At 72.7% G+C, this 24,877-nt stretch carries 25 protein-coding genes; 15 read left to right on the forward strand and 10 right to left on the reverse strand.

Annotated elements, in window-relative coordinates:
- Window positions 1-321 precede the first annotated feature (321 nt).
- Entirely contained in the window at window positions 322-1,197 is an 876-nt protein-coding gene (locus GA0070611_RS29180) for an FAD:protein FMN transferase (RefSeq protein WP_091671540.1), read from the reverse strand.
- 222 nt (window positions 1,198-1,419) lie between these two features.
- Between GA0070611_RS29180 and GA0070611_RS29185 the strand changes: the two genes are divergently transcribed.
- Entirely contained in the window at window positions 1,420-2,451 is a 1,032-nt protein-coding gene (locus tag GA0070611_RS29185; RefSeq protein ID WP_091671543.1) for a 3-isopropylmalate dehydrogenase, read from the forward strand.
- 203 nt (window positions 2,452-2,654) lie between these two features.
- Window positions 2,655-3,752, forward strand: coding sequence for a branched-chain amino acid aminotransferase (locus GA0070611_RS29190; RefSeq protein ID WP_091671545.1), 1,098 nt, complete (start codon window positions 2,655-2,657; stop codon window positions 3,750-3,752).
- A 246-nt stretch (window positions 3,753-3,998) separates the two neighbouring features.
- Here GA0070611_RS29190 and GA0070611_RS29195 read toward each other — a convergent pair whose 3' ends face one another.
- The 4 genes from GA0070611_RS29195 to GA0070611_RS29210 form a co-directional block, all read right to left on the reverse strand.
- The gene (locus tag GA0070611_RS29195) at window positions 3,999-4,736 is read right to left on the reverse strand and encodes a tyrosine-protein phosphatase (RefSeq protein WP_407940396.1); all 738 of its coding nucleotides are present in this window, start codon (window positions 4,734-4,736) and stop codon (window positions 3,999-4,001) included.
- 48 nt (window positions 4,737-4,784) lie between these two features.
- A complete protein-coding gene (locus GA0070611_RS29200; RefSeq protein WP_091671549.1) occupies window positions 4,785-5,249 on the reverse strand; it encodes a PRC-barrel domain-containing protein in 465 nt (154 codons plus the stop codon).
- 156 nt (window positions 5,250-5,405) lie between these two features.
- Window positions 5,406-5,936: a carboxymuconolactone decarboxylase family protein gene (locus GA0070611_RS29205; RefSeq protein WP_091671551.1), complete on the reverse strand. Its 531-nt coding sequence runs from the start codon at window positions 5,934-5,936 to the stop codon at window positions 5,406-5,408.
- A 3-nt stretch (window positions 5,937-5,939) separates the two neighbouring features.
- Window positions 5,940-6,500: a peroxiredoxin gene (locus tag GA0070611_RS29210; RefSeq protein ID WP_091671554.1), complete on the reverse strand. Its 561-nt coding sequence runs from the start codon at window positions 6,498-6,500 to the stop codon at window positions 5,940-5,942.
- A gap of 314 nt (window positions 6,501-6,814) precedes the next feature.
- Here GA0070611_RS29210 and cimA point away from each other — a divergent pair, with 314 nt between their 5' ends.
- Complete coding sequence (gene cimA / locus GA0070611_RS29215; protein ID WP_091671557.1) at window positions 6,815-8,395, forward strand: citramalate synthase; 1,581 nt, start codon at window positions 6,815-6,817, stop codon at window positions 8,393-8,395.
- A 33-nt stretch (window positions 8,396-8,428) separates the two neighbouring features.
- Here cimA and GA0070611_RS29220 read toward each other — a convergent pair whose 3' ends face one another.
- Window positions 8,429-9,406, reverse strand: a complete 978-nt coding sequence (locus GA0070611_RS29220) for an endonuclease/exonuclease/phosphatase family protein (protein WP_407940461.1) — start codon at window positions 9,404-9,406, stop codon at window positions 8,429-8,431.
- Window positions 9,407-9,804: 398 nt separating this feature from the next.
- On the opposite strand from GA0070611_RS29220, the gene GA0070611_RS29225 reads away from it, so the two are divergent.
- The 7 genes from GA0070611_RS29225 to arfB all read left to right on the forward strand — a co-directional run bounded on the left by GA0070611_RS29225 (window position 9,805) and on the right by arfB (window position 15,268).
- Entirely contained in the window at window positions 9,805-10,323 is a 519-nt protein-coding gene (locus tag GA0070611_RS29225) for a hypothetical protein (RefSeq protein WP_091671560.1), read from the forward strand.
- Window positions 10,324-10,484: 161 nt separating this feature from the next.
- Complete coding sequence (locus GA0070611_RS29230; protein ID WP_091671562.1) at window positions 10,485-11,534, forward strand: AAA family ATPase; 1,050 nt, start codon at window positions 10,485-10,487, stop codon at window positions 11,532-11,534.
- Complete coding sequence (locus tag GA0070611_RS29235; protein WP_091671565.1) at window positions 11,531-12,535, forward strand: DUF58 domain-containing protein; 1,005 nt, start codon at window positions 11,531-11,533, stop codon at window positions 12,533-12,535. The genes GA0070611_RS29230 and GA0070611_RS29235 overlap by 4 nt, the downstream gene beginning before the upstream one ends.
- Window positions 12,532-13,491, forward strand: coding sequence for a VWA domain-containing protein (locus GA0070611_RS29240; protein WP_091671567.1), 960 nt, complete (start codon window positions 12,532-12,534; stop codon window positions 13,489-13,491). The genes GA0070611_RS29235 and GA0070611_RS29240 overlap by 4 nt, the downstream gene beginning before the upstream one ends.
- Window positions 13,492-13,534: 43 nt before the next feature.
- The gene (locus GA0070611_RS29245; protein WP_091671569.1) at window positions 13,535-14,401 is read left to right on the forward strand and encodes a S1C family serine protease; all 867 of its coding nucleotides are present in this window, start codon (window positions 13,535-13,537) and stop codon (window positions 14,399-14,401) included.
- Between the two features lie 129 nt (window positions 14,402-14,530).
- Entirely contained in the window at window positions 14,531-14,833 is a 303-nt protein-coding gene (locus GA0070611_RS29250; protein ID WP_091671572.1) for a hypothetical protein, read from the forward strand.
- A gap of 9 nt (window positions 14,834-14,842) precedes the next feature.
- Complete coding sequence (gene arfB, locus GA0070611_RS29255) at window positions 14,843-15,268, forward strand: alternative ribosome rescue aminoacyl-tRNA hydrolase ArfB (protein ID WP_091671575.1); 426 nt, start codon at window positions 14,843-14,845, stop codon at window positions 15,266-15,268.
- A 9-nt stretch (window positions 15,269-15,277) separates the two neighbouring features.
- On the opposite strand, the gene GA0070611_RS29260 is transcribed toward arfB, so the two are convergent.
- A complete protein-coding gene (locus tag GA0070611_RS29260; RefSeq protein ID WP_157740418.1) occupies window positions 15,278-17,698 on the reverse strand; it encodes a low temperature requirement protein A in 2,421 nt (806 codons plus the stop codon).
- 108 nt (window positions 17,699-17,806) lie between these two features.
- Between GA0070611_RS29260 and GA0070611_RS29265 the strand changes: the two genes are divergently transcribed.
- Together GA0070611_RS29265 and GA0070611_RS29270 are read left to right on the forward strand one after the other, a co-directional pair.
- On the forward strand, window positions 17,807-18,382 hold the full coding sequence (locus GA0070611_RS29265) for a GNAT family N-acetyltransferase (RefSeq protein ID WP_091671582.1): 576 nt from the start codon (window positions 17,807-17,809) through the stop codon (window positions 18,380-18,382).
- A gap of 111 nt (window positions 18,383-18,493) precedes the next feature.
- Window positions 18,494-19,624: a cellulose binding domain-containing protein gene (locus tag GA0070611_RS29270; RefSeq protein WP_091671584.1), complete on the forward strand. Its 1,131-nt coding sequence runs from the start codon at window positions 18,494-18,496 to the stop codon at window positions 19,622-19,624.
- Window positions 19,625-19,756: 132 nt separating this feature from the next.
- On the opposite strand, the gene GA0070611_RS29275 is transcribed toward GA0070611_RS29270, so the two are convergent.
- Together GA0070611_RS29275 and GA0070611_RS29280 are read right to left on the reverse strand one after the other, a co-directional pair.
- Window positions 19,757-20,224 carry a barstar family protein gene (locus tag GA0070611_RS29275; RefSeq protein ID WP_091671587.1) on the reverse strand — a complete coding sequence of 156 codons (468 nt, stop codon included), beginning with the start codon at window positions 20,222-20,224 and terminating at the stop codon, window positions 19,757-19,759.
- Window positions 20,225-20,458: 234 nt separating this feature from the next.
- Complete coding sequence (locus tag GA0070611_RS29280) at window positions 20,459-20,830, reverse strand: hypothetical protein (RefSeq protein WP_231921259.1); 372 nt, start codon at window positions 20,828-20,830, stop codon at window positions 20,459-20,461.
- 150 nt (window positions 20,831-20,980) lie between these two features.
- Here GA0070611_RS29280 and GA0070611_RS29285 point away from each other — a divergent pair, with 150 nt between their 5' ends.
- From GA0070611_RS29285 to GA0070611_RS29295, 3 genes are all read left to right on the forward strand, one after another.
- Window positions 20,981-22,138: a sensor histidine kinase gene (locus GA0070611_RS29285; RefSeq protein WP_091671593.1), complete on the forward strand. Its 1,158-nt coding sequence runs from the start codon at window positions 20,981-20,983 to the stop codon at window positions 22,136-22,138.
- Window positions 22,135-22,779, forward strand: a complete 645-nt coding sequence (locus tag GA0070611_RS29290) for a response regulator (protein ID WP_091671595.1) — start codon at window positions 22,135-22,137, stop codon at window positions 22,777-22,779. Before GA0070611_RS29285 ends, GA0070611_RS29290 begins: the two co-directional genes overlap by 4 nt.
- A gap of 195 nt (window positions 22,780-22,974) precedes the next feature.
- Window positions 22,975-23,829 (forward strand): IS5 family transposase, encoded by an 855-nt coding sequence (locus tag GA0070611_RS29295; protein ID WP_091671597.1) that lies wholly within the window; start codon window positions 22,975-22,977, stop codon window positions 23,827-23,829.
- A gap of 73 nt (window positions 23,830-23,902) precedes the next feature.
- Here GA0070611_RS29295 and GA0070611_RS29300 read toward each other — a convergent pair whose 3' ends face one another.
- On the reverse strand, window positions 23,903-24,685 hold the full coding sequence (locus GA0070611_RS29300; RefSeq protein WP_091671600.1) for a type II toxin-antitoxin system Phd/YefM family antitoxin: 783 nt from the start codon (window positions 24,683-24,685) through the stop codon (window positions 23,903-23,905).
- Between the last annotated feature and the right edge of the window lie 192 nt (window positions 24,686-24,877).

The raw sequence follows: 24,877 nt of genomic DNA on the forward strand, positions 1-24,877 counted from the left end.
GGACAGCGTGCCATCCCCGGCCGGCGGCGTCACCCTTGCCCCGCCGCAGCTGGACCGGCTGGTCGCCGCAGGAGGCGCCCGTCCGGTCCGCTGTGGAGACTCTTGCGTCGAGTTGCGTCGATTCGCTAGCGTACCCGTGCGGTCACTGGCTGAGTTGTGACTCCGGCCCGTCTTCGGGTGGCGTGGTCGCCGTCCCGGCCCACCGGCCCGCACCCCTCGATTGCGCGAGCCACGCGCACTCGTCGCTGACCGGCCCCCACGGTCGTTGCCGAGACCGTGGGGGCCGATCGCGGTCCGGTCCCGGGTTGCCGAGCGCCGCCGTCAGCGCCGGCGGTGCGCGAAGAGCGCGCGGTAGTCCGAGTCGTTGCGGAACCAGGCGAGCCCGGCCGGCCCGGCCGCGTACAGCGCGGTGGCGTAGGCGTCGGCGACCGCCAGGTCCGGCCCCACCACGGTCGCGGCGACGAGCTGGTCGGCGGGTTCGCCGGTGTGCGGGTCGACCACGTGCCCGCGCCGCCCGGTCACCCCCGAGGTGCCCACCGCGCCGGCCGTCATCTCCAGCACCAGCGGCGCCCGGCGGGCGTCGGTCGGGTGGTGCACCGCGACCCGCCAGGGGCCGCCGTGCGCGGCGTGTCCCCGGACCGTCAGGTCGGCGCCGCAGAGCACGGCGTAGTCGTGCACACCGGCGGCGCGCAGCCGGGCCGCGGCCCGTTCCACCGCCCAGCCGCCGAGCAGGCCGCCCGGGTCGAAGCCGCCCGGCACCGCCCAGGCGTCGAACCAGCCGTCGGTGGCCGCCCGCATGGCGGCGCAGCGGTCCACCAGGTCGGCCAGCGGTGGGTAGGACCCGGCGCCGATCTCGCCCCGCCGCAGCTTCGACACCAGGCTGTCCGGCCGGTTCGGTCCGTAGGTGAGGTCGACGGCGCGCAGCTCGGCGACCGCGTCCCGCAGCGCCTCGCCGACCCCGCGCCGGCCCAGCCACTCGGGCGCGTTGAGCAGCAGCGTGTACTCGGCGGTGGAGGTGCGCACGGTGTGCTGCACGCTGATCCGGTCGGCGGCCGCGCCGCCGGCCCGGTCCAGCTTGTGACTGCGACCGCCGAGGCGCAGGTCGGGGCGGCGGCTGAGGAAGGCGGACTGGTCGACCCACCGGGTGCGGGGCTGCTCGTCGCTCCAACGCACCCTGCGCTGCTCGTCGATCGGCATGGCACCCGCTCCCTCGCTGGCGCCGCCGCCGCGTCGCGGCGGAGCCGTCCCGGGCCCGCTGTCGACCCGCTCCCCCCGACCCTAGGGGGCGGAGTTGACCACCCCATGAATGTCGGCTGGGAGGATGCTGAGTGTTCCACCGTCCCGCAATCTGGAAGACGCGTACCGGGAGCCGGGACGGCGACGTACCGTTGCGCAGAACGACGAGGTGAGGAGCGCCAGGTGGCACGCATCGCGGTGGTGGCCGGGGACGGCATCGGACCCGAGGTGGTCGCGCAGGCCCGTAAGGTCATCGACGCCGTGCTGCCCGGGGTGGAGGCCACCGAGTACGACCTCGGCGCCGCCCGCTACCACCGCACCGGCGAGGTGCTGCCCGACTCCGTCCTCGACGAGCTGGCCGGGCACGACGCCATCCTGCTCGGCGCGGTCGGCGACCCGACGGTGCCGCCGGGGGTGCTGGAGCGTGGCCTGCTGCTCAAGCTCCGCTTCGCCTTCGACCAGTACGTCAACCTGCGCCCGTCGCGGCTCTGGCCCGGGGTGGCCGGGCCGCTGGCCGCGGTCAAGCCGGGCGAGGTCGACCTGGTCGTGGTCCGCGAGGGCACCGAGGGCCTGTACGCCGGGGCCGGCGGCTCGCTGCACCGCGACACCCCCGCCGAGGTGGCCACCGAGGAGAGCCTGAACACCCGGCACGGCGTGGAGCGGGTGATCCGCGACGCCTTCGCCCGGGCCGCCCGGCGCGAGCGGCGCAAGGTGACCCTGGTGCACAAGACCAACGTGCTCACCCACGCCGGCTCGCTCTGGGCCCGCGCCTTCGAGGCGGTCGCCGCCGAACACCCCGACATCGCCACCGAGTACCAGCACGTCGACGCCGCCGCGATGTTCCTGGTGACCAACCCCCAGCGTTACGACGTGGTGGTCACCGACAACCTCTTCGGCGACATCCTCACCGACATCGCCGCTGCGGTGACCGGGGGGATCGGGCTGGCCGCGAGCGGCTGCATCAACCCGGAGGGGCGATACCCGTCGATGTTCGAGCCGGTGCACGGCTCCGCGCCGGACATCGCGGGCCGGGGCGTCGCCGACCCGGTCGCCGCGGTGCTCTCCGCCGCGCTGCTGCTGGACCAGCTCGGGCACGCCGACGCCGCCGCCCGGGTCACCGCCGCGGTCGCCGCCGAGCTGGCCGGCCGTACGCCGGGGGCCGCGCTGCGCACCGACGAGGTCGGCGACCGGCTCGCCGCGCACGCCGTAGCCTGACCCGGGTCCTCCTGCGGCCCGGGTGACGGGCCGCCGGACCCGTCTCGCCGGGACCGCGCCGCCGACCGGCCACGGTGCCATTCGGTGGTCTCGATCCGGTGGGGCGGAGCTATCCGCTGAACGACCGTTCGGGGTAAGTTTCTGGCACCAGTGACGTCGGCGTGCGATCCCGCATGCCGTGGACCCGCAGGGAGGTCAGCGCGATGAGCGGTGGTGACAAGCTCGATTTCGAGACCCGTCCGAATACCGCGCCGGTATCCGCCGCCGATCGGGCCGCCCTGCTGGCGAACCCCGGCTTCGGTCGGGTGTTCACCGACCACATGGTGACGATCCGGTACGCCGAGGGCAAGGGCTGGTACGACGCCCGGGTGGAGGCCCGCGCGCCGATCCCGATGGATCCGGCCGCCGCGGTCCTGCACTACGCGCAGGAGATCTTCGAGGGGCTGAAGGCGTACCGGACCGGGGACGGGTCGGTGACCATGTTCCGGCCGGAGGCCAACGCGGCCCGCTTCGTCGCCTCGGCGAAGCGGCTGGCGATGCCGGAGCTGCCGCCGGAGACGTTCGTCGACTCGCTGCGCCGGCTGGTCGAGATCGACCGGGACTGGATCCCCGAGCACGAGGACGCCAGCCTCTACCTGCGGCCGTTCATGTTCGCCAGCGAGGTCTTCCTCGGCGTCCGGCCCGCCAACGAGTACCTCTACTGCGTCATCGCCTCGCCCGCCGGGGCGTACTTCGCCGGTGGGATCAAGCCGGTGACGCTCTGGGTCTCCCCGGACTACACCCGGGCCGCGCCCGGCGGCACCGGCGCGGCCAAGTGCGGCGGCAACTACGCCGCCTCGCTGGCCGCCCAGGCCGAGGCGATCGAGGCCGGTTGCGACCAGGTGGTCTTCCTGGACGCGGTGGAGCGGCGCTTCGTCGACGAGCTGGGCGGCATGAACGTCTTCTTCGTCTACGACGACGACACGCTGGTCACCCCGCCGCTGACCGGCACGATCCTGCCCGGCATCACCCGGGACGCGATCCTCACCCTGGCCGCCGAGTCGGGGCTCCAGGTGCAGGAGCGGCCGGTCAGCTTCGCCGACTGGCAGGCCGACGCGGCGAGCGGACGGCTGCGTGAGGTCTTCGCCTGCGGCACCGCAGCGGTGATCAACCCGATCGGCGGGGTGCGCTTCCCGGACGGCGAGTTCCTGATCGGCGGCGGCGAGCCGGGGCGGACCACCATGGCGCTGCGGCAGCAGCTCGTCGACATCCAGCGCGGCCGGGCCGAGGACCGGCACGGCTGGGTGCAGCGGGTGCTCTGACCGCCGCTCAGCGGACCCGGTCACGGCCGGCACCGTCGCCCGACGGTGCCGGCCGTCTCCGTGTGGCCCGATCTCGGCGTTCGTCGGTGGTGCCTGTCCTGGCGGGGGTGCGCGCCCCGGCGGTGTCTACTGCCGGGTCCGACCTCGTTCGGCTGCTCGCGTAACGGCGGCGGTCAGCGGCGCGACCCCAGCCCTGAGCAGGACGGGGGTCGCAGAGGGCGAGGGCGGGGAGCGGGCCGGGGCGGGTCAGCTCAGCAGGTGCGCGCGCAACGCGTCGAGCTGGGCGTCGGTCACCCCGGCGTGGCGCAGGTAGTCCTCCACCGAGCCGTACCCGGCGCGCAGTTCGGCGAGGAACAGCGACATCGCCTCGGCGGGGGAGGCCAGGTAGGGCGCCGGCAGCGCGGGCAGTTCCGGCAGGGTGGCGGTGACCCAGGCGTGGAACCGCTCGGACGCCTCGGTGCTCAGCGCGTAGTCGGCGGCGATGTCGTCGTCGGCGACGCCGAGGACCGCCAGGGTGAGGCCGCAGACGATGCCGGTGCGGTCCTTGCCGGCGACGCAGTGCACCACGGTCGGCGCGTTGGCGCTGTCGGCGATCAGGCCGACCGCCTCGGCCAGCCCGGCGGTGCCGGTGCGGGCCAGGTCGGCGTACCGGTCGGCGAGCCAGCGGGCGAGGCCGGTGCCGGGGTCGTACATCTGCTCGGCCCAGTCCCGGTGCTCGGGGTGGATGTGCCGGTAGGTCAGGCCGGCCAGCTCGGGCACCCGGCCGTCGCGGGCCACCTCGGTGGGGCGGCGCAGGTCGATGACGGTGCGGATGCCGAGGGCGGTGAAGGCGGCCTGGTCGGTCTCGTCGAGCCGGTGCAGCGAGTCGGAGCGGTAGAGCCGGCCGGTGCGGACCGGGCGCCCGTCGTGGCCGGTACGGCCGCCGACGTCGCGGAAGTTGAACAGGGTGCGGAAGGTCAGGTCGGGAGCGTCCACCCCTGACACGGTAACGGTCGGCGAGGCACCGGAGTGCCCCGCCGACCGTCGGGTGGTTCAGACCCGGTTCGGGCCGTCCGGCGGCAGCGCGGAGTAGTTCTCGCCGTAGTAGCCACCGAGCTTGTCGCGGTAGCCCGCGTCGGCGTGGCTGGCCTCGTCGTACTCCGGGGCGGCCTTGATCTGGTCCTTGTCCCGGTCGACGTAGACCTTCTGCTCGTCGTGGTCGACGCGGTTCACGGTGCCGGCCGGCAGCATGACCTTCTTGCCGAAGATCCACGGTCCGGTGTCGACGACCAGGTAGCTGTCGTTCACCTCGTGGCTGGCCTTGTCGATCTTGCCGATGCTGCCGTCGGTCGCCTCGACCTTGTAGCCGGTCAGGTCGGCGCTGGCCACGCCGGCCTCGTCGCGGTAGCGCCACGGGTCGAACGCGCCGGACGGCGCGCCGCCGGCGTAGGTGCCCTGGCCGCCGTCGATGACCGGGTCGGTGCCGCCGTGGGTGGTGTGCGGGTCGAGCCTGTCCATGGATAACTCCTGTCCCGACTGTGCAGTCGTCATGGGGAGTGCGTGGTTCGTTGTCCCGGAAACTCCTACCCGTTAGTCGTCTTCTCAACCCTCGTACGCCGAAAGGGCCGGTGTCGCGAACCCGCGACACCGGCCCTGACCAGGGCGTACGGCTGCTCAGGCCAGCGCGGCCTCGGCGTCGAGCGCCACCGCGGCGGCGTGCACGACGGCGGCGATCCGCAGCCCCTCGTGCACCTGCTCCCGGGTGAACCCGGTGGCCCGCAGGGTCTTCTCGTGCGACTCCAGGCAGACGCCGCACCCGGTGATCGCCGAGACGGCCAGGCACCAGAGTTCGAAGTCGCCCTTGTCCACGCCGGGCCGGGCGATGATCTGCATCCGCAGCCGGGCCGGCATCGAGCCGTACTGCTCGTCGCCGATCAGGTGCTTGGCCCGGTAGAAGACGTTGTTCATCGCCATGATCGTGGCCGCGCCCTTGGCCGCCTCGATCGCCTCCGGGGTGAGGTGGTCGGCCGCCTCGGCGGCGATCTCACGCAGCACCACCGGGTTTCGGGCGGCGACCGCGCAGGCCAGGGCGGTGCCCCAGGCCTGCTCGGGCTTCAGCGTGGAGGTGCCCACCGTCGAGCCGAGGTTGAGCTTGATGTCCTTGGCGTACTCGGGCAGGGCCGCCTTGACCGCGTCCAGACCCACGCCTCAGGCCCCGGCGCCGGCGAGCAGCGCGTTCGCGTCCAGGGTGGCGCCGCCGGAGTTCCAGTTGCACGGGCAGAGCTCGTCGGTCTGCAGCGCGTCCAGCACCCGCAGCACCTCGGAGACGTTGCGGCCGACCGAGCCGGCGGTGACCATGGCGAACTGGATCTCGTTGTTCGGGTCGACGATGAAGGTGGCGCGCTGGGCGACGCCGTCGGCGCCGAGCACGCCGCAGGCCTCGGTCAGCTCGCGCTTGATGTCGCTGACCATCGGGAAGGGCAGCTCGCGCAGGTCGGGGTGGTCCTTGCGCCAGGCGTAGTGGACGAACTCGTTGTCCACCGAGACGCCGAGCACCTGGGCGTCCCGGTCGGCGAACTCACCGTTGAGGCGGCCGAACTCGGCGATCTCGGTCGGGCAGATGAAGGTGAAGTCCTTCGGCCAGAAGAAGACCACCCGCCACTTGCCCTCGTAGGACTTGTGGTGGATCGTCTCGAACGCCTTGTCGGCGTCGAGCGACACGCAGGCGGTGAGTTCGTACTCGGGGAAGCGGTCACCGACGGTGAGCACAGGTCCTCCTTGACAGGGGCTCGTCAGCGGCGCGAGGCCGATAACTGGATCAGTTCCAGATGCTTCCGTAGCCACGTTTGCGCCGGGTGGCGGCCGGATGACTTTGTGAAGTCGATCACCGGCCCCACCGCGGTCCCGGAATGTGGGTTCTACCTCCCAAAATCGAGCGGGCATGGCAGAGTACCGATCGTGACCAGCTCCGCCCTGATTATTGGCAGCTAGCGCGCCGGCAACCCACTCGCCGAGCGCGCAGACCTCCCGCATCCGCGGGGGGTCTTTTTGTTGCTCCCCCCGGGTTCGAGACGAGGACTCCCATGACCTTCCAGGTGTACGACACGACGCTGCGCGACGGCGCGCAGCGCGAGGGGCTCAGCTACTCGGTGGTCGACAAGCTGGCGGTGGCCCGCCTGCTCGACGACCTCGGCGTCGGCTTCATCGAGGGCGGCTGGCCGGGCGCGGTGCCGAAGGACACCGAGTTCTTCCGGCGGGCCCGCACGGAGCTGGAGCTGCGGCACGCGATCCTGGTCGCCTTCGGGGCGACCCGCAAGGCCGGCGTGGCGGTCGAGGCCGACGCGCAGGTGCGTGGGTTGCTCGACGCGGAGACCCCGGCCGTGGCCCTGGTCGCCAAGGCCGACCTGCGGCACGTCGAGCGGGCGCTGCGGACCACCGCCGAGGAGAACCTGGCGATGATCCGGGACACGGTGACCCACCTGGTCGCCCACGGCCGGCGGGTCTTCGTCGACGGGGAGCACTTCTTCGACGGCTACCGGCTCGACCCGGCGTACACCGCCGCGGTGCTGGAGACCGCGCTCGCCGCGGGCGCCGAGCGTTTCGTGCTCTGCGACACCAACGGCGGGATGCTGCCGTCGCAGGTCACCGCCGCGATCGCGGACGTCACCGCACGGACCGGGGTGGCCCCGGAGCTGCTCGGCATCCACTGCCAGAACGACACCGCCTGCGCGGTCGCCAACACCATCGCCGCCGTCGAGGCCGGGGTGAAGCACTTCCAGGGCACCGCCAACGGGTACGGCGAGCGCCCCGGCAACGCCGACATCTTCGCGATCGTCGCCAACCTCCAGCTCAAGCTCGGGCTGCCCGTCCTGCCGGACGGCTGCCTGGAACAGATGGTGCGGGTCTCGCACGCCATCGCCGAGATCGCCAACATCGCCCCCGACACCCACCAGGCGTACGTCGGGGCGGCGGCCTTCGCCCACAAGGCGGGGCTCCACGCGAGCGCGATCAAGGTCGACCCGTTGCTCTACAACCACGTGGACCCGTCGGTGGTGGGCAACGACATGCGGATCCTGGTGACCGAGATGGCCGGCCGGGCCAGCATCGAGCTCAAGAGCCGCGAGCTGGGTCTGGACCTGGCCGGCCATCCGGAGGCGCTCGCCACGGTCACCAACCGGGTCAAGGAGCTGGAGGCGGGCGGGTGGTCGTTCGAGGCCGCCGACGCCTCGTTCGAGCTGCTGGTCCGCGCCGAGCTGCCGGACCGGGCGGTGCCGCGCCCGTTCGCCCTGGAGTCGTACCGGGTGATCGTCGAGCACCGCGAGGACGGCGCGGTGGTCTCCGAGGCAACCGTGAAGATCCGGGTACGCGGCGAGCGGGTGATCGCCACCGCCGAGGGCAACGGCCCGGTCAACGCCCTGGACGAGGCGCTGCGCACCGGGCTGGCCCGGCACTACCCGGAGCTGCGCGACTTCGAGCTGGCCGACTACAAGGTGCGCATCCTGGAGGGCAGCCACGGCACCGGCGCGGTGACCCGGGTGCTGGTGGAGACCGCCGGCGCGGGGCGCGACTGGACCACCGTCGGCGTGCACCCCAACGTGGTCGAGGCGTCCTGGCACGCGCTGGTCGACGCGCTCACCTACGGCCTGGACCGCGCCCGGGTCTGAGCCCGTCGTCGGAGCCCGCCGCCCGGTGCCGCGTCACCGTGCGGCGGGCAGCCGCAGTTCGGCGAGGACGGCGCGGTGGTCGCTGCCGGGCAGCGGGTGCACCGACACCGCGCGGACCGCGATCCGCCGGTCGGCCAGCACGTGGTCGATGGTGACCGGCGGGATCGGGTCGCCGTCGTACGGGCCCCAGGTCCCGACCAGGCCCCGGCCGGTGGCGTCCGCCGCGTCGGCGTACCCGGTGGCGATCAGGGCGCGCAGCGGCGCGTGGTCGAGGGTGGCGTTGAAGTCGCCGGCCAGCACGCTCAGCGGCCCGTGCGGGGTGGCGGGCGGCTGGGCCCGCAGGTCGGTGAACCAGTCCGGCACCACCCGCACCTCGTACGGGGAGGCCGGGTGCGCCGACTCGACCCGCACGGGTGGCGCGCCCGGCACCGCCACGGTCCCGTACGCCTGCCGGAAGGCGAAGCCCTGGTTGCGCCGCGCGCCCGTGTCGCTCAGCGGGAAGCGGGCGTAGAGGCCGGACCCGGTGGCCCCCGGCTCGGCGGCGAGTTCCCGGTACGGCAGCAGGGTGGCCAGCCCGAGCCGGTCCAGCGTGGCGGCGGCCTGCGGGGTGAACTCCTGCACGGCCAGCACGTCGACCCGGCGGGTGCGGACCAGGTCGACCAGCGCCCCCGGGTCGGCCTGGCCCAGCAGCAGGTTGGCGGTGAGCACCCGCACGGTCGGCCCGTCGACGGCCGGCTCGTCGGCGTCGAGGGCGCGCGGCACCACCACGCCGGCCAGCGCCAGCGCGGCGAGGGCCGCGACCACCGCCGGGCCCCGGCGGCGCAGCGCGAGCGCGAGGACCAGCGGGGCGAGCGCGCCGGCCGCGACGTACGGCGTGAAGGCGAACGCCTGCACCAGTGGCCCCCGTTCCAGGCCGGCCAGGCGCAGCACCGCCCACCCGGCGGCGGGCAGCACGGCGAGCCAGCACAGCACCGTCACCGGCGTCCGCCGCCGGCGTACCGGCCGCTCGATCCGGTCCTCGGACAACTCGGTGGTCACGGCGGTCACCGTACCGACGGCCGGGTCGAGGTAGTGCCCCGTCCGGCCGGCGCGACAATTTCGTGAGTCGAGACGGCTTCACTTCTCACAATTTTTGGAAGCGTTCGACGAGGGTTTTCGGGGCGGATTGACGCTATTGACCCGCGGCTTTTTGCGGTGCTACCTTCCACCTGGTTGACGTCGCGACTCTCCGTAGTAAAAGCAGCTCAACCCGGGTGCGGGATGTTGAGTTGTGAACATCTGCGGTGCGCGAGAAATGGTGGACACCCGATGGTCCGGCCATTTCCGCGCCCGGCTCACCGTCGAGAACAATCCGTCCCGTCAATTGCGGGCCGGTCGTATCACCACGCCAGAATCAAGGGAGACCTGTCATGGTCACGTTCCTCAAGCGCAAGGCGACAGTGGTGGCGCTCGCCGTCCTGACCCTCACCCTGGCCGGGGGTGGCATCGCCGCGGCGGCCCAGTCGAACCCGCAGCCCCGGCCCGGCCAGGCCCGGACGAGCACCCAGCCGCCGGTCACCGCCGCCGAGCGGGCCGCGGTCAAGGCGTCCAAGTCCATCGGCATCGAGTCCGTCGCCACCTCGTTCGCCGTCATCGTGGTCTGGAACCCGACCACCGGGACCACCACGGTGGCCCGGTCCTCCGCCCCCGGCATCACGGTCAACCGGCTGGGCACCGGCCAGTTCTCGGTGAACTTCCCGGTCAGCGTGCTGAACGCCGTCCACGCCGCCACCCTCGGCGACGCCAGCGACTGCTGCATCCCGGACGCGGGCGAGATCGGGGTGGCGCCCCGGGTGCTCACCCCGACCGCGGTCTTCGTGCAGACCCGCAACTCCAGCGGCACCCCGGCCAACCGCTCCTTCCACCTGGTCGTACACCTGATCTCCTGACCCCCGCCCGACGCGGCCGGTTCCGGACCTCCCGGGGCCGGCCGCGCCGTATGCCGGGCAACGCGCCGGACGGGAAGCTCGTCCCGGTCCGGTGCGGTCAGTGCCTGGCGAGCACTGATATTCCGACGTTTGTCCGGTGGGTGGCCCGGGAAGCAAGCACCGTGACGGACATCTCGGACACCCTGGCCAGCGTGCCCAGCTCGGTCGATGCCGACGCGAGCGGCGTCGAGCTGGAACAGACCCTCTTCGAGGTCAAACGCGTGATCGTCGGGCAGGATCGGCTCGTCGAACGCCTGCTCACCGCTCTGGTCGCCGACGGGCACTGCCTGCTGGAGGGCGTACCCGGGGTCGCCAAGACCCTGGCCGCGCAGACCCTCGCCACCGTCGTCGGCGGCAGCTTCTCCCGGATCCAGTTCACCCCCGACCTCGTCCCGTCGGACATCGTGGGCACCCGGATCTACCGGGCCTCCACCGAGAGCTTCGACGTCGAGCTGGGCCCGGTGATGGCCAACCTGGTGCTGGCCGACGAGATCAATCGCGCGCCGGCCAAGGTGCAGTCCGCGCTGCTGGAGGCGATGGCCGAGCGGCAGGTCTCCATCGGCGGCCGGAGCTGGCCGGTGCCCGACCCGTTCCTGGTGCTGGCCACCCAGAACCCGATCGAGTCCGAGGGGGTCTACCAGCTCCCCGAGGCGCAGCGCGACCGGTTCCTCATGAAGATCGTGGTGGACTACCCGAGCGACGCCGACGAGCTGGCCATCCTCTACCGGATGAGCACCGACCGGCCGACCGCGCGCCAGGTGCTCGACCCGACCCGGCTGCGCCACCTGCAACACCGGGCCGGCCAGGTCTTCGTCCACCACGCGCTCGCCGAGTACGTCGTCCGGCTCATCCTCGCCACCCGCGACCCGGGCCGGTTCGGGCTGCCCGAGATCGCCCCGCTGCTGGCGTACGGGGCCAGCCCGCGGGCCACCCTCGGCCTGGTCGCCGCCGCCCGGGCCCAGGCGCTGATCCGGGGCCGGGAGTACGTGCTGCCCGACGACGTCCGGGAACTCGCCGTCGACGTGTTGGCGCACCGGCTGGTGCTCTCCTTCGACGCGGTGGCCGACGGCGTCTCCGCCGAGGCGGTGGTCCGCCGGCTGGTCGAGGCGGTGCCGCCACCACGGGTGGTCGCCGGGCACCCGACCGCGACGGCCGACCTGGCGGCGGCATGAGCCGGCGGCGGGTGCCCGTACCGCCCGCGCCGGGGCTGGCCGACCTCACCCCCGACGCACGGCTGCGCCGGCTGGAGCTGACCGTCACCCGCCGGCTCGACGGGTTGCTGCACGGCCAGTACCGGGGCCTGCTGCCCGGACCGGGCAGCGAGGTGGCCGGCAGCCGCGAGTACCGCCCCGGCGAGGACGAGGTGCGACGGATGGACTGGGCGGTGACCGCCCGGACCACCGTGCCGCACGTCCGCGAGGTCGACGCCGACCGGGAGCTGAGCACCTGGCTGCTGGTCGACGCCAGCGCCAGCATGGAGTACGGCACCGCGACGCTGGACAAGCGGGAACTCGCGGTGGCCGCCGTCGCCGCCGTCGGGTTCCTCACCGTCGGCGTCGGCAACCGGCTCGGCGCCCAGGTGCTCACCCCGGACGGGGTGCAGCGGTATCCGGCGCGCAGCGGGCGTACCCACCTGCTGGGCCTGCTGCGGGCCCTGCTGGCGGCGCCCCGGGCGGGTGAGCACGACGGCGTCGGCACCCCACCCACGCTGGTCGACGGGCTCGCCGCGCTGGAACGCACGGCCACCCGGCGCGGCCTCGTGGTGGTCGTCTCCGACTTCCTCGACGGGCTGCCGGACGACCCGGCGGACCCGCCACCCTGGGCGGCCGGCCTGCGCCGCCTCGCCGTGCGGCACCAGGTGCTGGCGGTGGAGGTGACCGACCCGCGCGAGCTGGAACTGCCGGACGTCGGCCTGGTCACCCTCGTCGACCCGGAGACCGGCCGGCACCGTGAGGTGTGGACCGGCGACCGGGGCCTGCGGGAACGGTACGCGCGGGCCGCCGCCGCCCAACGCGACCAGGTACGCCGGGCGCTGCGCCGCAGCGGCGCGACACACCTGGCGTTGCGCACCGACCGGGACGTCAGCGCCGACATCGTGCGGCACGTGCACGCCCAGCGTCGGTTGGCCGCCGCCCCGGCCACGACGGCCGCGACCCGGGGCGGTGGGGTGTGAGCTGGCAGTCACCGGCCCGGCTCTGGCTGCTGCTCGGCGTCGTCGCGCTGGTCGTCGGCTACCTGGTGATGCAACGCCGGCAGAGCCGGTACGCGGTCCGCTTCACCAACCTGCGCCTGCTGGACCGGGTCGCGCCCCGGCGGCCGGCCTGGCGTCGGCACGTGCCGGCCGGCCTGTTCCTCGCCATGCTGGCGCTGCTCGTGGTGGGCTTCGCCCGGCCCAGCGCCGAGGTACGGGTGCCCCGGGAGCGGGCCACCGTGATGGTCGCGGTCGACGTCTCCACCTCGATGCTGGCCGGGGACGTCGACCCGGACCGGCTGACCGCCGCCAAGCACGCCGCCCGCCGGTTCGCCGACGGCCTGCCGGACGAGTTCAACGTCGGGCTGGTCGCCTTCGCCGGCAGCGCCGCGGTGCTGGTCCCGCCCGGCACCGACCGGGACAAGCTGCACGAGGGCATCGATCGGCTCGCCGAGGGGATCACCGGCGTGCAGGGCACCGCCATCGGCGAGGCGATCAGCACCTCGCTGGGGGCGGTGAAGAGCCTGGACGCCACGGCCGCGAAGAACCCGCCGCCGGCCCGGATCATCATCCTCTCCGACGGGGCGAACACCTCCGGCATGGATCCGATGGAGGCGGCCGCCGAGGCGGTGGCGGCCAAGGTGCCGGTGCACACCATCTCGTTCGGCACCCCGTCCGGCTTCGTGGACCGGGGCGGACGCGCCATCCAGGTGCCGGTCGACGGGCAGACCCTCAAGGCGGTCGCCGAGGAGACCGGGGGCGGCTTCCACGAGGCGACCAGCAGCGCCGAACTGCGCGCCGTCTACGAGGACATCGGCACCTCGGTCGGCTACCGCAAGGAACGGCAGGACATCTCCGCCCGCTTCATCGGCCTGGGACTGGTCCTCGCCATGGGCGCGGCCGCCGGCTCGCTGCGGTGGTTCTCCCGGCTGCCCTGACCCGTGGCACCGGCAAGACGGCACGACACGTGAGGAGCCAGGTATGGCAGTGCAGACCGGACTCGGTGAGCCGCGCGGTCCGTGGTTCGTCTCGCCGGAGCTGGACCCGGACGGGCGCGGCTTCTGGGACGTACCCGGGCCGGAGCGCGGTCCCGACGGACGCGGCTGGCGCGGCCGGTTGCTGAGCACACTGGCGGTGGTGGCCCTGTCCGCCGTCTCAGGCGCGGCGGCCGGCAGCTGGGCGGCCGACCGGGACGCACCCGGGCCGGCGGCGGCCTCCGCCGCACCGGTGCCGGCGGAGCTGGTCACCGCCGCCGAGAAGACCGTGCCCGGAGTGGTCTCGGTGATGGTCGGCGGCGGCTCCGGCTCCGGTGCCGGGGCAACCGGGTCCGGCTTCGCCCTCGACCAGGAGCAGCACATCGTCACCAACGACCACATCCTGGCCCGGGGCGGCGGGGGACCGGTGACGGTGGAGACCTCGGACGGCCGCCGGTTCACCGCCGAGGTGGTGGGCCGGGAGCCGGCCAGCGACCTGGCGGTGCTCAAGGTCCCCGCGACGGCCGGGCTGCCGCCGTTGCCGCTGGCCAAGCCGAACTCCACCCGGGTGGGGGAGCCGGTGCTGGCCGTCGGCTCGCCGCTCGGGCTGGCCGGCACCGTCACCGCCGGCATCGTCAGCGCGCTCAACCGGCAGGTACGCATCGGCAGCGGCCGGCACACCGCGGTGCAGACCGACGCCTCGATCAACCCGGGCAACTCCGGTGGCCCGCTGGTCAACGCCCGGGGTGAGGTGGTCGGGGTGAACACGGCCATCGCCACCATCGACGGCAGCGGGTCGATCGGCATCGGCTTCGCCATCCCGATCGACCAGGTGCAGCACACCGCCGACACCATCATCGGCCGGGGCGGCTGACCGCCGCCGCGGCGCTGAGCTGCGGGTTCCTTACCGGACCGGCGGGTGGGAACGGGGTGAACTGTCGGATATCCGGCGTGGGACCATCGGGCCATGGAAATATTACGCTGAGTATGGATACTGGCGTGGGTGGAGCAAGCTGTCATCGCGGCCCTCCTCCTGGTGGGCCTGGTCATCGGTACCGGCGTGGGCGCGGCGTACGCCCGGGCGAAGCGTGGTTGGAAGGATTACCAGACCGCGCGGAACACCGTCCCGGGCGCGCGACGCAGCGCCTGGACGGCGATCCGCGCGGTCGCGGTCAAGCTGGGCGTGATCGTGCTGCTGCTCTTCGGTGCGGTGGCGTACGCGGCGGTCGGCTCGGACCACGAACGGGCCAGCCCGGCGCCCACCCCGACGGTGACCCCGGCCCCGACCTCCCGGCCGGGGCGCTAGCCTCTGGGCGTGGACGACGGACTGCGGGTGACCGACCGGATCCTGGTCCCCGCCGCCGAGCTGCGGGAGCGGTTCTCCCGCTCGTCCGGGCCGGGCGGGCAGGGGGTCAACACCACCGACTCGCGGGTGGAACTCAGCTTCGACCTGGCCGGCTCGCCCAGCGTGCCCGAGTCGCTGCGGGCCCGCGCCCTGGACCGGCTCGCCAACCGGCTGGTCGACGGCGTGCTGACCGTGGCCGCCAGCGAGCACCGGGCCCAGCTGGCCAACCGGGAGGCCGCCCGCGAGCGGCTGGCCGCGCTGCTGCGGGAGGCGGTCGCGCCACCGCCGAAACCACGCCGTCCCACCCGCCCGTCCCGGGGCGCCAAGGAACGCCGGCTGGCCGAGAAGAAGCGCCAGTCCCAGCGCAAGCGCGACCGCCGGGTGGACGGCGACTGACCGTCCGGCTCACCCGGGGACGACCGGCCGGACCGCGGCGGACCGGCGCCCCCGGGCCACCTCGTACCCGGTGAGCGCGAGGCCGGCCCCGGCGAGCAGGGCCAGCGCGAGCAGCGCCGGGGCCGTCGTGGTCAGCGGCAGCAGGACGGCGACGACCAGCGCGAGGACCACCCGGGCCGGCCGTACCCGTCGGGTCACCCGCCACCGGAACGCCAGCTCACTGAGCAGGAAGAGCAGCGCGCCGCCGAACAGCGCCCAGTGGCCGAGCGGGTACGGGGCCGCCCCCCACTCGAAGAAGCCCCGGCTGCCCAGCACCGACATCGTCTTGCGCAGCCCCAACGAGACCAGCACGATGCCGGCCACCATCGGCAGGTGCAACCAGGTGTACGCGTCGCGGGCCAGCCGGGTCCGCGCCGGCCCGTCGGTGACGGCGAGGATCCGTCGCTCCTCCGTGTTGTCCCGGCCGAAGTAGACCCACCAGAGGCAGCCCAGCAGGGCGGTGCCCAGGAAGACCGCCACCACGATCCGCGCCGAGATCGGCGTGTACGTCACCGCGGAGCCCATCGAGATCACCGCCTCGCCCAGGCCGATGATGACGATCAGGCCGTAGCGGTCGGTCCAGTGCTCGGCCGACCCGATGCGCAGCCGGCGGACCGCGAACCTGCCGTTACCGACCATGTCGACGGCGATCGCCGCCAGCCAGAGCCACACCTGCACCGCCGCCGGCCGACGGATGTCGCCCACCGGCTGCGGCACCAGTGCGGCGGCCAGCAGGAGGACGAGCGCGACCAGGGTGGGCGTGGCGTCCCGGAACCGGGGGCGGGGCGCGGTCGCGTCCCGCGCCGCGACGAGCCAGGGCACGGCGAGGCGGAGCAGCCGGATGGCCGCGTAGCAGGCCACGAAGACCAGCGGCCCGGAGAGCCCACCCAGGGCGTCGTTGAACGCCTGCGGACCGGCCAGCGTGATCATCGTGGTCAGCGCGACCACCAGCACCATGGTGAGGCGGACCGCCGGGATCTCGGCGCGGACCAGCGCGGTCAGCCAGGTGTACCCGCACCAGGCCAGCCAGAGCACGGTCAGCACCAGCAGGCCCCGGACCAGCCCGGTGCCGGTCGGGTCGTCCGACATCAGCGCGGCCACCTGGAGGAACGCGTACACGAAGACCAGGTCGAAGAAGAGTTCCTTCGGCGTCACGCCGCCCTGCTCGTGGGTGGGCCCGATCCGGGCGTGCAGCCGGCGGTGCCGGTGCCGGAAGACGGTCACGTCGGCCAGTGCCATCGCGCCGGTCGCGGTGGCGAGCAGCGCCAGTTCCGCGAGGACCGGCAGGTGCCGCGCGACCGGTACGAGGGCCGCCACCAGCACGATGCCGAGGACCGGGGATCGGCCGAGGATGCGCAGCGTACGGAGTTCGAACAGGATCAGCCCCACCAGGTAGAGCACCACCCCGCCGTAGAGCGCCAGCAGTTCGAGGCCGGGACTGGACTCGGCGCTGTGCACCCGCAGCTCGCCGAGCGCCTTCTTGAGGCCCAGCGCCACCAGGATCAGCCCGGCCATCATGGGCAGGTGCCGGAAGCTGTACGCGTCCCGGCCGAGTCGGGTCAGCCGTTCCCCGGTGGACCGCTGCAGCGCCTGCTCGGCGGCGAACCGGGCGACGTCGAAGTACGTCCACCAGAGCGCGCCGGCGAGCGCCACCCCGAAGAGCACCCCGACCAGCACCCCCGGCGTCAGCGGTTGGGCCACCGCGACGCCCTGGCTCAGCCCGATCGAGATGATCGTCTCGCCGAATCCGACCAGGATGATCAAGGCGTGCCGCTCCGCCCAGTACGGGATCGAACCGATCCGCCACAACCCGGCGCCGGTCCAGACCGCCCCGCCGTACTCCGCGACGACCGCGCAGCCCACCAGGGCGAACCGGATCCAGGCCTGGCGTACGTCGCCCTCCACCCAGGTGGGCACCACGGCGGCGGCGAGCAGGAACAGCACGCCGGCCAGCACCGGTGGCCAGGCACGGAGGAACCGCCGACGCGGCGGCGGCGCGGCCCGGGTGGCGACCGCCAGCGGGGTGACCCGTACGACGGCGTAGCCGAGCGCGAAGACCACCGGCCCGGACAGGCCGCCGGGCCGGTCGAGGAAGGCCTCCCGGACCGTCAGCCCCAGCACGAACAGGGTGGCACTGAGCCCGAACATCACCACCGGCATGGCACCCCGGTCGAACCGGACGGAGTTGCCGAGCCAGGCGAACGGCGCCCAGCACCACCAGAGCAGCACCAGCAGGAGCAGGCCGCGCGGCAGGCCCGCCGGGTTGAGCTGCTCGGCGGTCACCCCGGTGACGTTGAGGAGGACGAAGACGAAGATGAGGTCGAGGAACAGCTCCAGCCGGCTGACGCCCTTCCCGTCGCCGGCCAGCTGGATCCGCCCGAGGCCGCCCACCCGTTCACTCTGCCGAGTCCGGTGCCCGCCCGACCGGTGATCGGCCAACCCCGTCCCGTCCCGGAACCCGGTTGCCGCCCGGTTCGCGGACTGGCGACAATCCGCCCTGTGCCGACCGACTTCTCCGTCAAGCCCACGCTCACCGGCGAGCGGGTGCTGCTCCGACCCTTCGTCGACGACGACCCCGCCGCCTTCGCGGCGATCCTGGCCGACCCGGAGGTCGGCCGGCTCACCGGCAGCCCGCCCGACGACGGGCTCGACCCGGTCCGGCTGCGCGCCTGGTACGGCACCCGCAACAGCCAGACCGACCGGCTCGACCTGGCCGTGGTGGACCGGGCCACCGGGGCCTGCGTCGGCGAGGTGGTCCTCAACGAGTGGGACCGGCACAACCGCAGCTGCAACTTCCGGACCCTGATCGGCGCGTCCGGGCGGGACCGCGGGCTCGGCACCGAGGCGGTCCGGCTGGTCGTCGGCTACGGCTTCGAGCAGCTCGGCCTGCACCGGATCGGGCTGGAGGTGTTCGCGTTCAACCCGCGCGCCCGCCGGGTGTACGAGAAGGTCGGGTTCGTGGCCGAGGGCACCCTGCGCCAGGTGCTGCGCGACGGCGACGGCTGGGCGGACGCCACCGTCATGTCGATCCTCGCCCCCGAGTGGGCGCGGCACCGGGGGCACCCGGCGGGCTGAGTCCGCAGGGCGGGACCGGCTTGAGGAGCCGAGGGTCGAAGCGCTTCAATGGCTGCGGGAGCGTCCGGGCCGTCACCGATCACCACGTCACGTGACAGGAGTCCCGTCCTCATGCTCCGTACCCCCCTGCGGGCCGCGCTGACCGCGGCCGCCGCCCTGCTGCCCACCCTCGTCCTCGGCCTCGCGCTGGTCTCCGCCGCGCCGCCGGCCGTCGCGGCGCCCACCCCGGTCCGCGTCATGCCGCTCGGCGACTCCATCACCGGGTCGCCCGGCTGCTGGCGTTCGGTGCTCTGGAACCGCCTCCGGTCCAGCGGCTACTCCGACGTGGACTTCGTCGGCACCCTCGGGCCGCAGGGCTGCGCACTGCCCTACGACGGCGACAACGAGGGGCACGGCGGCTACCTGGTGACCAACGTGGCCAACCAGAACCTGCTGCCCGGCTGGCTCGCCGCCACCCACCCGGACGTGGTGCTGATGCACTTCGGCACCAACGACGTGTGGAGCAACATCGCGCCGAGCACCATCGTGGCCGCGTACTCGAAGCTGGTGGACCAGATGCGGGCGGCCAACCCGGCGACCGCCGTGCTGGTCGCGAGGATCATCCCGATGAATCCCGCGACCTGCCCGGAGTGCGGGCAGCGGGTGGTCGCGTTGAACGCCGCGATCGACGGCTGGGCGGCGGGGCGGACCACGGCCGTCTCCCCGGTGGTGGTGGTCGACCAGTGGACCGGCTTCGACACCGCCACCGACACCTACGACGGGGTGCACCCGAACGCCGCCGGGGACCAGAAGATGTCCGACCGCTGGTATCCGGCGCTGACCGCCGCGTTGCGGCGCGGCACCCCGACGCCCACCGGCACCCCAACCGCCTCGCCCACGGCGAGCCCCAGCCCGACCGGCGGCCCGACCCCGACGGCGAGCCCGACCGTCAGCCCGAGCCCGACGGGCGGCTGCGCGGCCACCTACCGGACCGCCGGCGAGTGGCCGGGCGGCTTCCAGGGTGAGGTGACCGTCGCCAACACCGGCACCGCCCCGATCAGCGGCTGGACCGTGCGGTTCACCCTCCCCGAGGGTTCGCGGATCACTCAGGCCTGGGGGGCCGAGCTGAACCAGAGCGGCACCACGGTGACCGCCCGCAACGTCAGCTGGAACGGGGTGCTGGCCCCGGCCGCGCAGACCACCTGGGGCTTCCTGGCCAGCGGCGGCCCCCTCATCACGCCGCTCACCTGCACCGCAGGCTGAGCCCTTCCCGGGGCCCGTCGGCGTTCCGGCGGGCCCCGACCTTGCCTGGATCTCGGCACGCGCCCGGTCACGATCGCGGCCGATGCCGGACCGAGTGGTGTGGGGCGGGCCGGCCAGCCACTACTTCCTGGATCACCGCTCGCGGTCGAAGTCCGTGCCGGCGCCGATCACGAACACGTCCATCGACAGGGTTGGCCCGGCGGCGGCCGGATCAACCGGGGACATGCCGCCCTGGGCGGCCATCAGCAGCGCCCACGCCACCTCGGCCGTGGTCGCCGGGGCGGCCCGCGCGGCGGACTCGAGGTCGGTCCAGAGGACCGCGACCAGGTCCCCGGAGTGCTCCAGGAGGTAATCGCCGAAGCAGTCGTTGAAGGCGTCCCAGTTCTTCCCGTAGTACCCGGGAAAGCCGAACGCGTGGGCGATCTCGGTGTGCGCGTCGACGCGTGACGTCATCCGCCGGCCGTCCAGCCGGACCCGCCGGTACGACCACCGCTGCAGGTACGCGTCGAGTGTCGGGACCATCGCGGAGTGCACCCGGAACAGCGGTCCCGAACGCAGCCAGGGGAGTTCGCCCCGGACCCACGGCCGTGCCTCGGTCATGGGCGCAGCTTAGAGCGACCGGCAGTAGGCGTCCAAGATCCGGACAGGCGGGCGCCCGCAGGCAGGATGAAACGTTCGGCCGGTGTCGATGGTCACGGCACTCCACCCGGCGTCGTCGGGAGCCCCGGCCAACCGGCACGACTCGTAGCAGTCGTTGCCATCTCAGCGACGAATCCGCCCCCGGCAACTACCGGGGGCGGGCCGTGGTCCCTCAGCCGTCGGGACGGAAGGTCCTCAGGTGGCCGCCATGGTGGAGCGGACCACTCGCAGGTTGGTGCGGACCACGACGCTGAGCATGAACACGCCGCATACGGCCTGCTCGATGCGGATCCAGACCGGGAAGGCACCGGGCCAGGCGACGACCGCGATGATCGCCGCCAGCACCACGATCGAGATGATGCGGAGCCGCCGGAACGACTTGCGGTGGCCGGCGGCGGCCCGGCGGGCGAGCCACAGCAGCACCGCTGCGCTGGCTGCGACCAGCGGAGTGCGGATCCAGACTGCCGAGGTGACCAGTGCCGGGTGGTGGCGCATCGCGATCGCGGCGATGAGAGTGGACACGCTGATCACCAGGAAGGCGGCCAGCAGCTTCACAACGGTCTGCATGTGGTCGTTTTTCATGTGCTCAGCCTGGTCTCCGGGGCCATGGTTAGGCATCTGCGCCCGGATGGAACCTGGTCCTCTGACCGGGGGTGGAAGCGCGTCTCCAACCACGGGCCGAAGCCCGCCGTTGCGATCTCCCGATAGGTTGCGGGGGTGCCGACCGAAGAGCCCGCACTCACCCGCATCCGGGTGGTCCGGGGGATGCAGCTTCTCACGCCGTTGATGCTGGCGTGGTTCGTCTGGGCGGCTGCGACCATCGATCCCGGATTCGGGCTGAGCGGGAAACGACTCGTGGTCGTCCTGGGCAGCACGGCGTTCGTGGCCGGGGTGTTCGGCCGCAACGCGACGGCCGAACAGCCGCGGCGGCCGGCGTTCGTGATTTCCGTGGTGCTGATGTTGGTCGGCTCGGTGGCGCTGGTGGCGGTGCAGCCGGGCGGGCCGGGCTCGGTCGCGGTGCTCGTGGCGGTGCTGTGCGCGGCGACCGGACTGCTGCCGGCCCGGGTGGCGGTGCCGGCTTTGATCGGGACGTTCGTGCTACTCGAGATGGTCGCCACAATCACCGGGCAGGCTCTCGGCTCGCTGGCCGTGCTCGCCGGGTTCGCCGTGCTGTTCGGGCTGATGTATCTGGCGTTCCGGCTCGCCGAGGCGCAGCGGGAGACGCAGCGGTTGCTGGCCGAGCGGGAGGCCGGCCAGGCGGCGCTGGCCGAGGCAGCCGGTCTGGCGGAGCGGCAACGACTGGCCCGCGAGATGCACGACGTGCTCGCACATTCGTTGTCCGGACTGTTGCTGCAGCTCGAGGGGGCCCGCATGCTGCTCGCCGAGGACCCGGCCGACCCGCGCCTGCCGGCCGCCGTGGAGCGCGCTCACCACCTCGGCCGGACCGGCCTGCAGGAGGCTCGCCGGGCGATCGGCATGCTGCGCGACGATGACCTGCCCGGCCCGGACCGGCTGCCGAAGCTGGCCGAGCAGTTCGCCCTGGATCAAGCAGTGCCGTGCGAGTTCGCGGTGTCCGGGGAGCCGCATCCGCTGGGATCGCAGGCGCGGCTGGCGATCTACCGAGTGGCCCAGGAGGCACTGACCAACGTGATCAAACACGCGGCACCGTCCCGGGTCACGGTCCAGCTGACGTACGAGCCGGCGGCCACCCGCCTGACCGTCGAGGACTTCTCCGACCAGCCACCGGTGGTTCCCGAGGACACCGACGGCTACGGATTGACCGGGATGCGCGAGCGGGCCGAACTGCTCGGCGGCGAGCTGTCGGCGGGCACGACCGGCCATGGATTCCGGGTCGAACTGGTGGTGCCGGCATGATCCGGGTGTTGATCGCCGACGACCAGCGCGTCGTCCGGGAGGGCTTGAGCATGGTGCTCGGTCTGATGAAGGACGTCGAGGTGGTCGGCGCGGCCGCCGACGGCGCCGAAGCGGTCACCCTGGCGCAGACAGCGCGACCGGATGTCGTGCTCATGGACCTGCGGATGCCCCGGTGCGACGGCGTCGAGGCCACCCGCCGGCTGCGCACCGAGGCACCGGCCGTCAAGGTGGTGGTGCTGACCACCTACTCCGACGACCGCTCGGTGCTGGAAGCGCTGCGCGCCGGCGCCCGGGGCTACCTGACCAAGGACGCCAGCAGTGAACAGATCTACCAGGCGCTGCGGCAAGTTCTCGACGACCACGCCGTCATCGACCCGGCCGTACAGAAGCATCTGATCGACGCGATCGCGAGCGATCCGGGACCGCGGCCGGAGCTGCCGGGCGGACTGACGCCGCGCGAGGCCGAGGTGTTGAAGCTGATGGCCGATGGACTGTCCAACGGAGAGATCGCCGCCCGGCTCGTGGTCAGCGAGGGCACAGTGAAGAGTCACGTCAACCACCTGTTCGCCAAGATCGGCGCACGTGATCGGGCGCAGGCGGTCGCGTTCGCCTTCCGGCACGGGATCGGCGTCCAGGGGTAGGGGCCGTCCTGTTCACCGTGAGCCGACACAGCTCGGCTGTTGGGTGCGGCCGGTACGGTCACGCCGTCACGTTGGTGAACCCTTAGAGCGTCCGGCGACAGGTCCAAGATTCGGACAGGCGGGACCAGCAGGAAGCAAACAGGCACGGGTCCATTGATCATCGGAGTTTCTACGCTTGGTGACCGATGGGGTCCCGTGCCTGCGCTGCCATCTTCGTTGCTCGAACCTGTCTGGGTCCAGCTCGCCGCGCTGTGGCCTGAACGACCCGAGTTCGATTCGTCGCATCCTCTGGGCTGCCACCGCCGCCGGATCCCGGACCGGGTGGTGTTCGAGCATGTCATCGCCGCTCTGGTGCACGGCTCCGGCTATGAACGCGTCGCGTCGGCTGCCTGTGCGGACCGAACCATCCGCCGCCGTCTGCAGGCGTGGGCCGCTGCCGGTCTCGGTGAACATGTCCATGAGCTGGCCCTGGATGCCTATGACCGGATGATCGGCCTGGACCTGGCCGACGTCAGCGCCGACGGCGCGATCACGAAAGCGCCGTGCGGCGGTGACCGGGCCGACCGGTCCCCGGTCGACCGGGGCAAAGGCGGGATGAAACGCTCGACCGGTGTGGACGGCTACGGCATCCCGATCGGCATCGTCGGCGCCCCGGCGAACCGGCACGACTCACCGCCACTGCGAGACACCTTCGAACAGTGCAGCCGCCAGCTACGCCATCACTGGCCTGACCAGGTCACCGCTCACCTCGACCGCGGCTACGACAGCACGCGCACCCGTGAACTACTCGATGAGATCGGCTTCGACGCGCAGATCGCCCGTAAGGGCGTGCCCGCCCCGATCCAGATCGGCCAGAGATGGGTAGTCGAGCGCACGAACTCGTGGATGAACGGCTTCGGCAAGATCCGCCGCTGCACCGACCGCAACGCCCAGATCATCGACTTCTACCTCCACCTGGCCGCCGCCATCGTCACGATCCGTCAACTCATCCAACGCGCCCGCACGCTCTACCGCTGGGACACCAGACCGACCACCCGCCGCCTCAAGTGACACCTATTGCCGGTCGCTCTTAGGCGCGTCCGGCCGACCCGGTAGTGCTCGGTCGTGACGAGGCGCCCGTCGGTTATTCGTCGAACCGGGTCACGTCGCCGAAGACCATGCCCTGCCCGGGAGCCCAGAAACCCCAGTGACCCGGATCGGCTCCCGCGCCTTTCAGGGCGACTCGGGAGGACTCTTCTACCTCGTACATCAGCGCCTCCGCCGTGCCGTCCCCGTGAATGATGTTGATGATCCGGCAGAGTTCGTACACGGCGAACGCCCATAACACCGTCTCTATCGGGGACACTTCGATCGGGATCTGCAACCGGTGGCCGATGGCGGTGCCATTCTGGGCGGCCCATATGCTGCCGGCAACAACGGGAAAGCAGTCCAGGGGCATCTTCTGAATTTCCGGGTTGCCGTAGAGTTTCCTCACCAGGATGTCCGCGACGAGCTTCGTCTCGACCACTTTCCCGCTGTCATCCGTCACGCGCAATCTGCCACGGTTGAGGATGGCGCTGGGCAGCATGATGTCGACCAGCGTGATGAATGCGCCACTCAGCTCGTGCCGCTCCGCCTGCAGTGCGCTCACGTCGGGCTGACGCTGCTCGTCTTCCTCCAGCAGCATTTCTGTCAGCGTGATGGCCCCTGCCAGGTCCCCGGGGATGGCTGGCCCGCCCTCACCCACGACCGCCAGAAGCTTCTGGGCCACATCGGGACTGACGATCGCCGCGATGCGTTCTCCGCGTCTGGTCACGTGGATCATTCGGTTTCCCGACGCGACGGAGGTCAGCAACTCAGGCAACTTCTCCCGGGCCTGGCGAACGCCCGTTGTGCTCTCTGAAACAGGCCTCAAGAAGCGAATCACCGGGCGAAGCTACCACGATGGACCGGAGCCTCCATCGGTCGATGTGTACACCTTGAGACTTTCCCGCTCGGGGTCGCGCCGCGCACCATGACGAAGCCTCGTCGGGAAGGAGTGCTGGTGTCGAAAGTCGAGCGAACGTCGACCGGCCGCACGCGGAGGTCGCGCGTCATCCGTGGAAGGGCAGGTCCGAGA

The organism is Micromonospora auratinigra (genome assembly GCF_900089595.1).
In the GTDB taxonomy this organism is placed as follows: Bacteria; Actinomycetota; Actinomycetes; order Mycobacteriales; family Micromonosporaceae; genus Micromonospora; species Micromonospora auratinigra.

Coding starts and splice junctions, on each gene's coding strand:
- GA0070611_RS29190 (WP_091671545.1), top strand. CDS start 2,655: ATGAGCGGTGGTGACAAGCTCGATTTCGAGACCCGTCCGAATACCGCG.
- GA0070611_RS29270 (WP_091671584.1), top strand. CDS start 18,494: ATGCTCCGTACCCCCCTGCGGGCCGCGCTGACCGCGGCCGCCGCCCTG.
- GA0070611_RS29280 (WP_231921259.1), bottom strand. CDS start 20,830: ATGCAGACCGTTGTGAAGCTGCTGGCCGCCTTCCTGGTGATCAGCGTG.
- GA0070611_RS29290 (WP_091671595.1), top strand. CDS start 22,135: ATGATCCGGGTGTTGATCGCCGACGACCAGCGCGTCGTCCGGGAGGGC.
- GA0070611_RS29245 (WP_091671569.1), top strand. CDS start 13,535: ATGGCAGTGCAGACCGGACTCGGTGAGCCGCGCGGTCCGTGGTTCGTC.
- GA0070611_RS29235 (WP_091671565.1), top strand. CDS start 11,531: ATGAGCCGGCGGCGGGTGCCCGTACCGCCCGCGCCGGGGCTGGCCGAC.
- GA0070611_RS29180 (WP_091671540.1), bottom strand. CDS start 1,197: ATGCCGATCGACGAGCAGCGCAGGGTGCGTTGGAGCGACGAGCAGCCC.
- GA0070611_RS29275 (WP_091671587.1), bottom strand. CDS start 20,224: ATGACCGAGGCACGGCCGTGGGTCCGGGGCGAACTCCCCTGGCTGCGT.
- GA0070611_RS29225 (WP_091671560.1), top strand. CDS start 9,805: ATGGTCACGTTCCTCAAGCGCAAGGCGACAGTGGTGGCGCTCGCCGTC.
- cimA (WP_091671557.1), top strand. CDS start 6,815: ATGACCTTCCAGGTGTACGACACGACGCTGCGCGACGGCGCGCAGCGC.
- GA0070611_RS29200 (WP_091671549.1), bottom strand. CDS start 5,249: ATGGACAGGCTCGACCCGCACACCACCCACGGCGGCACCGACCCGGTC.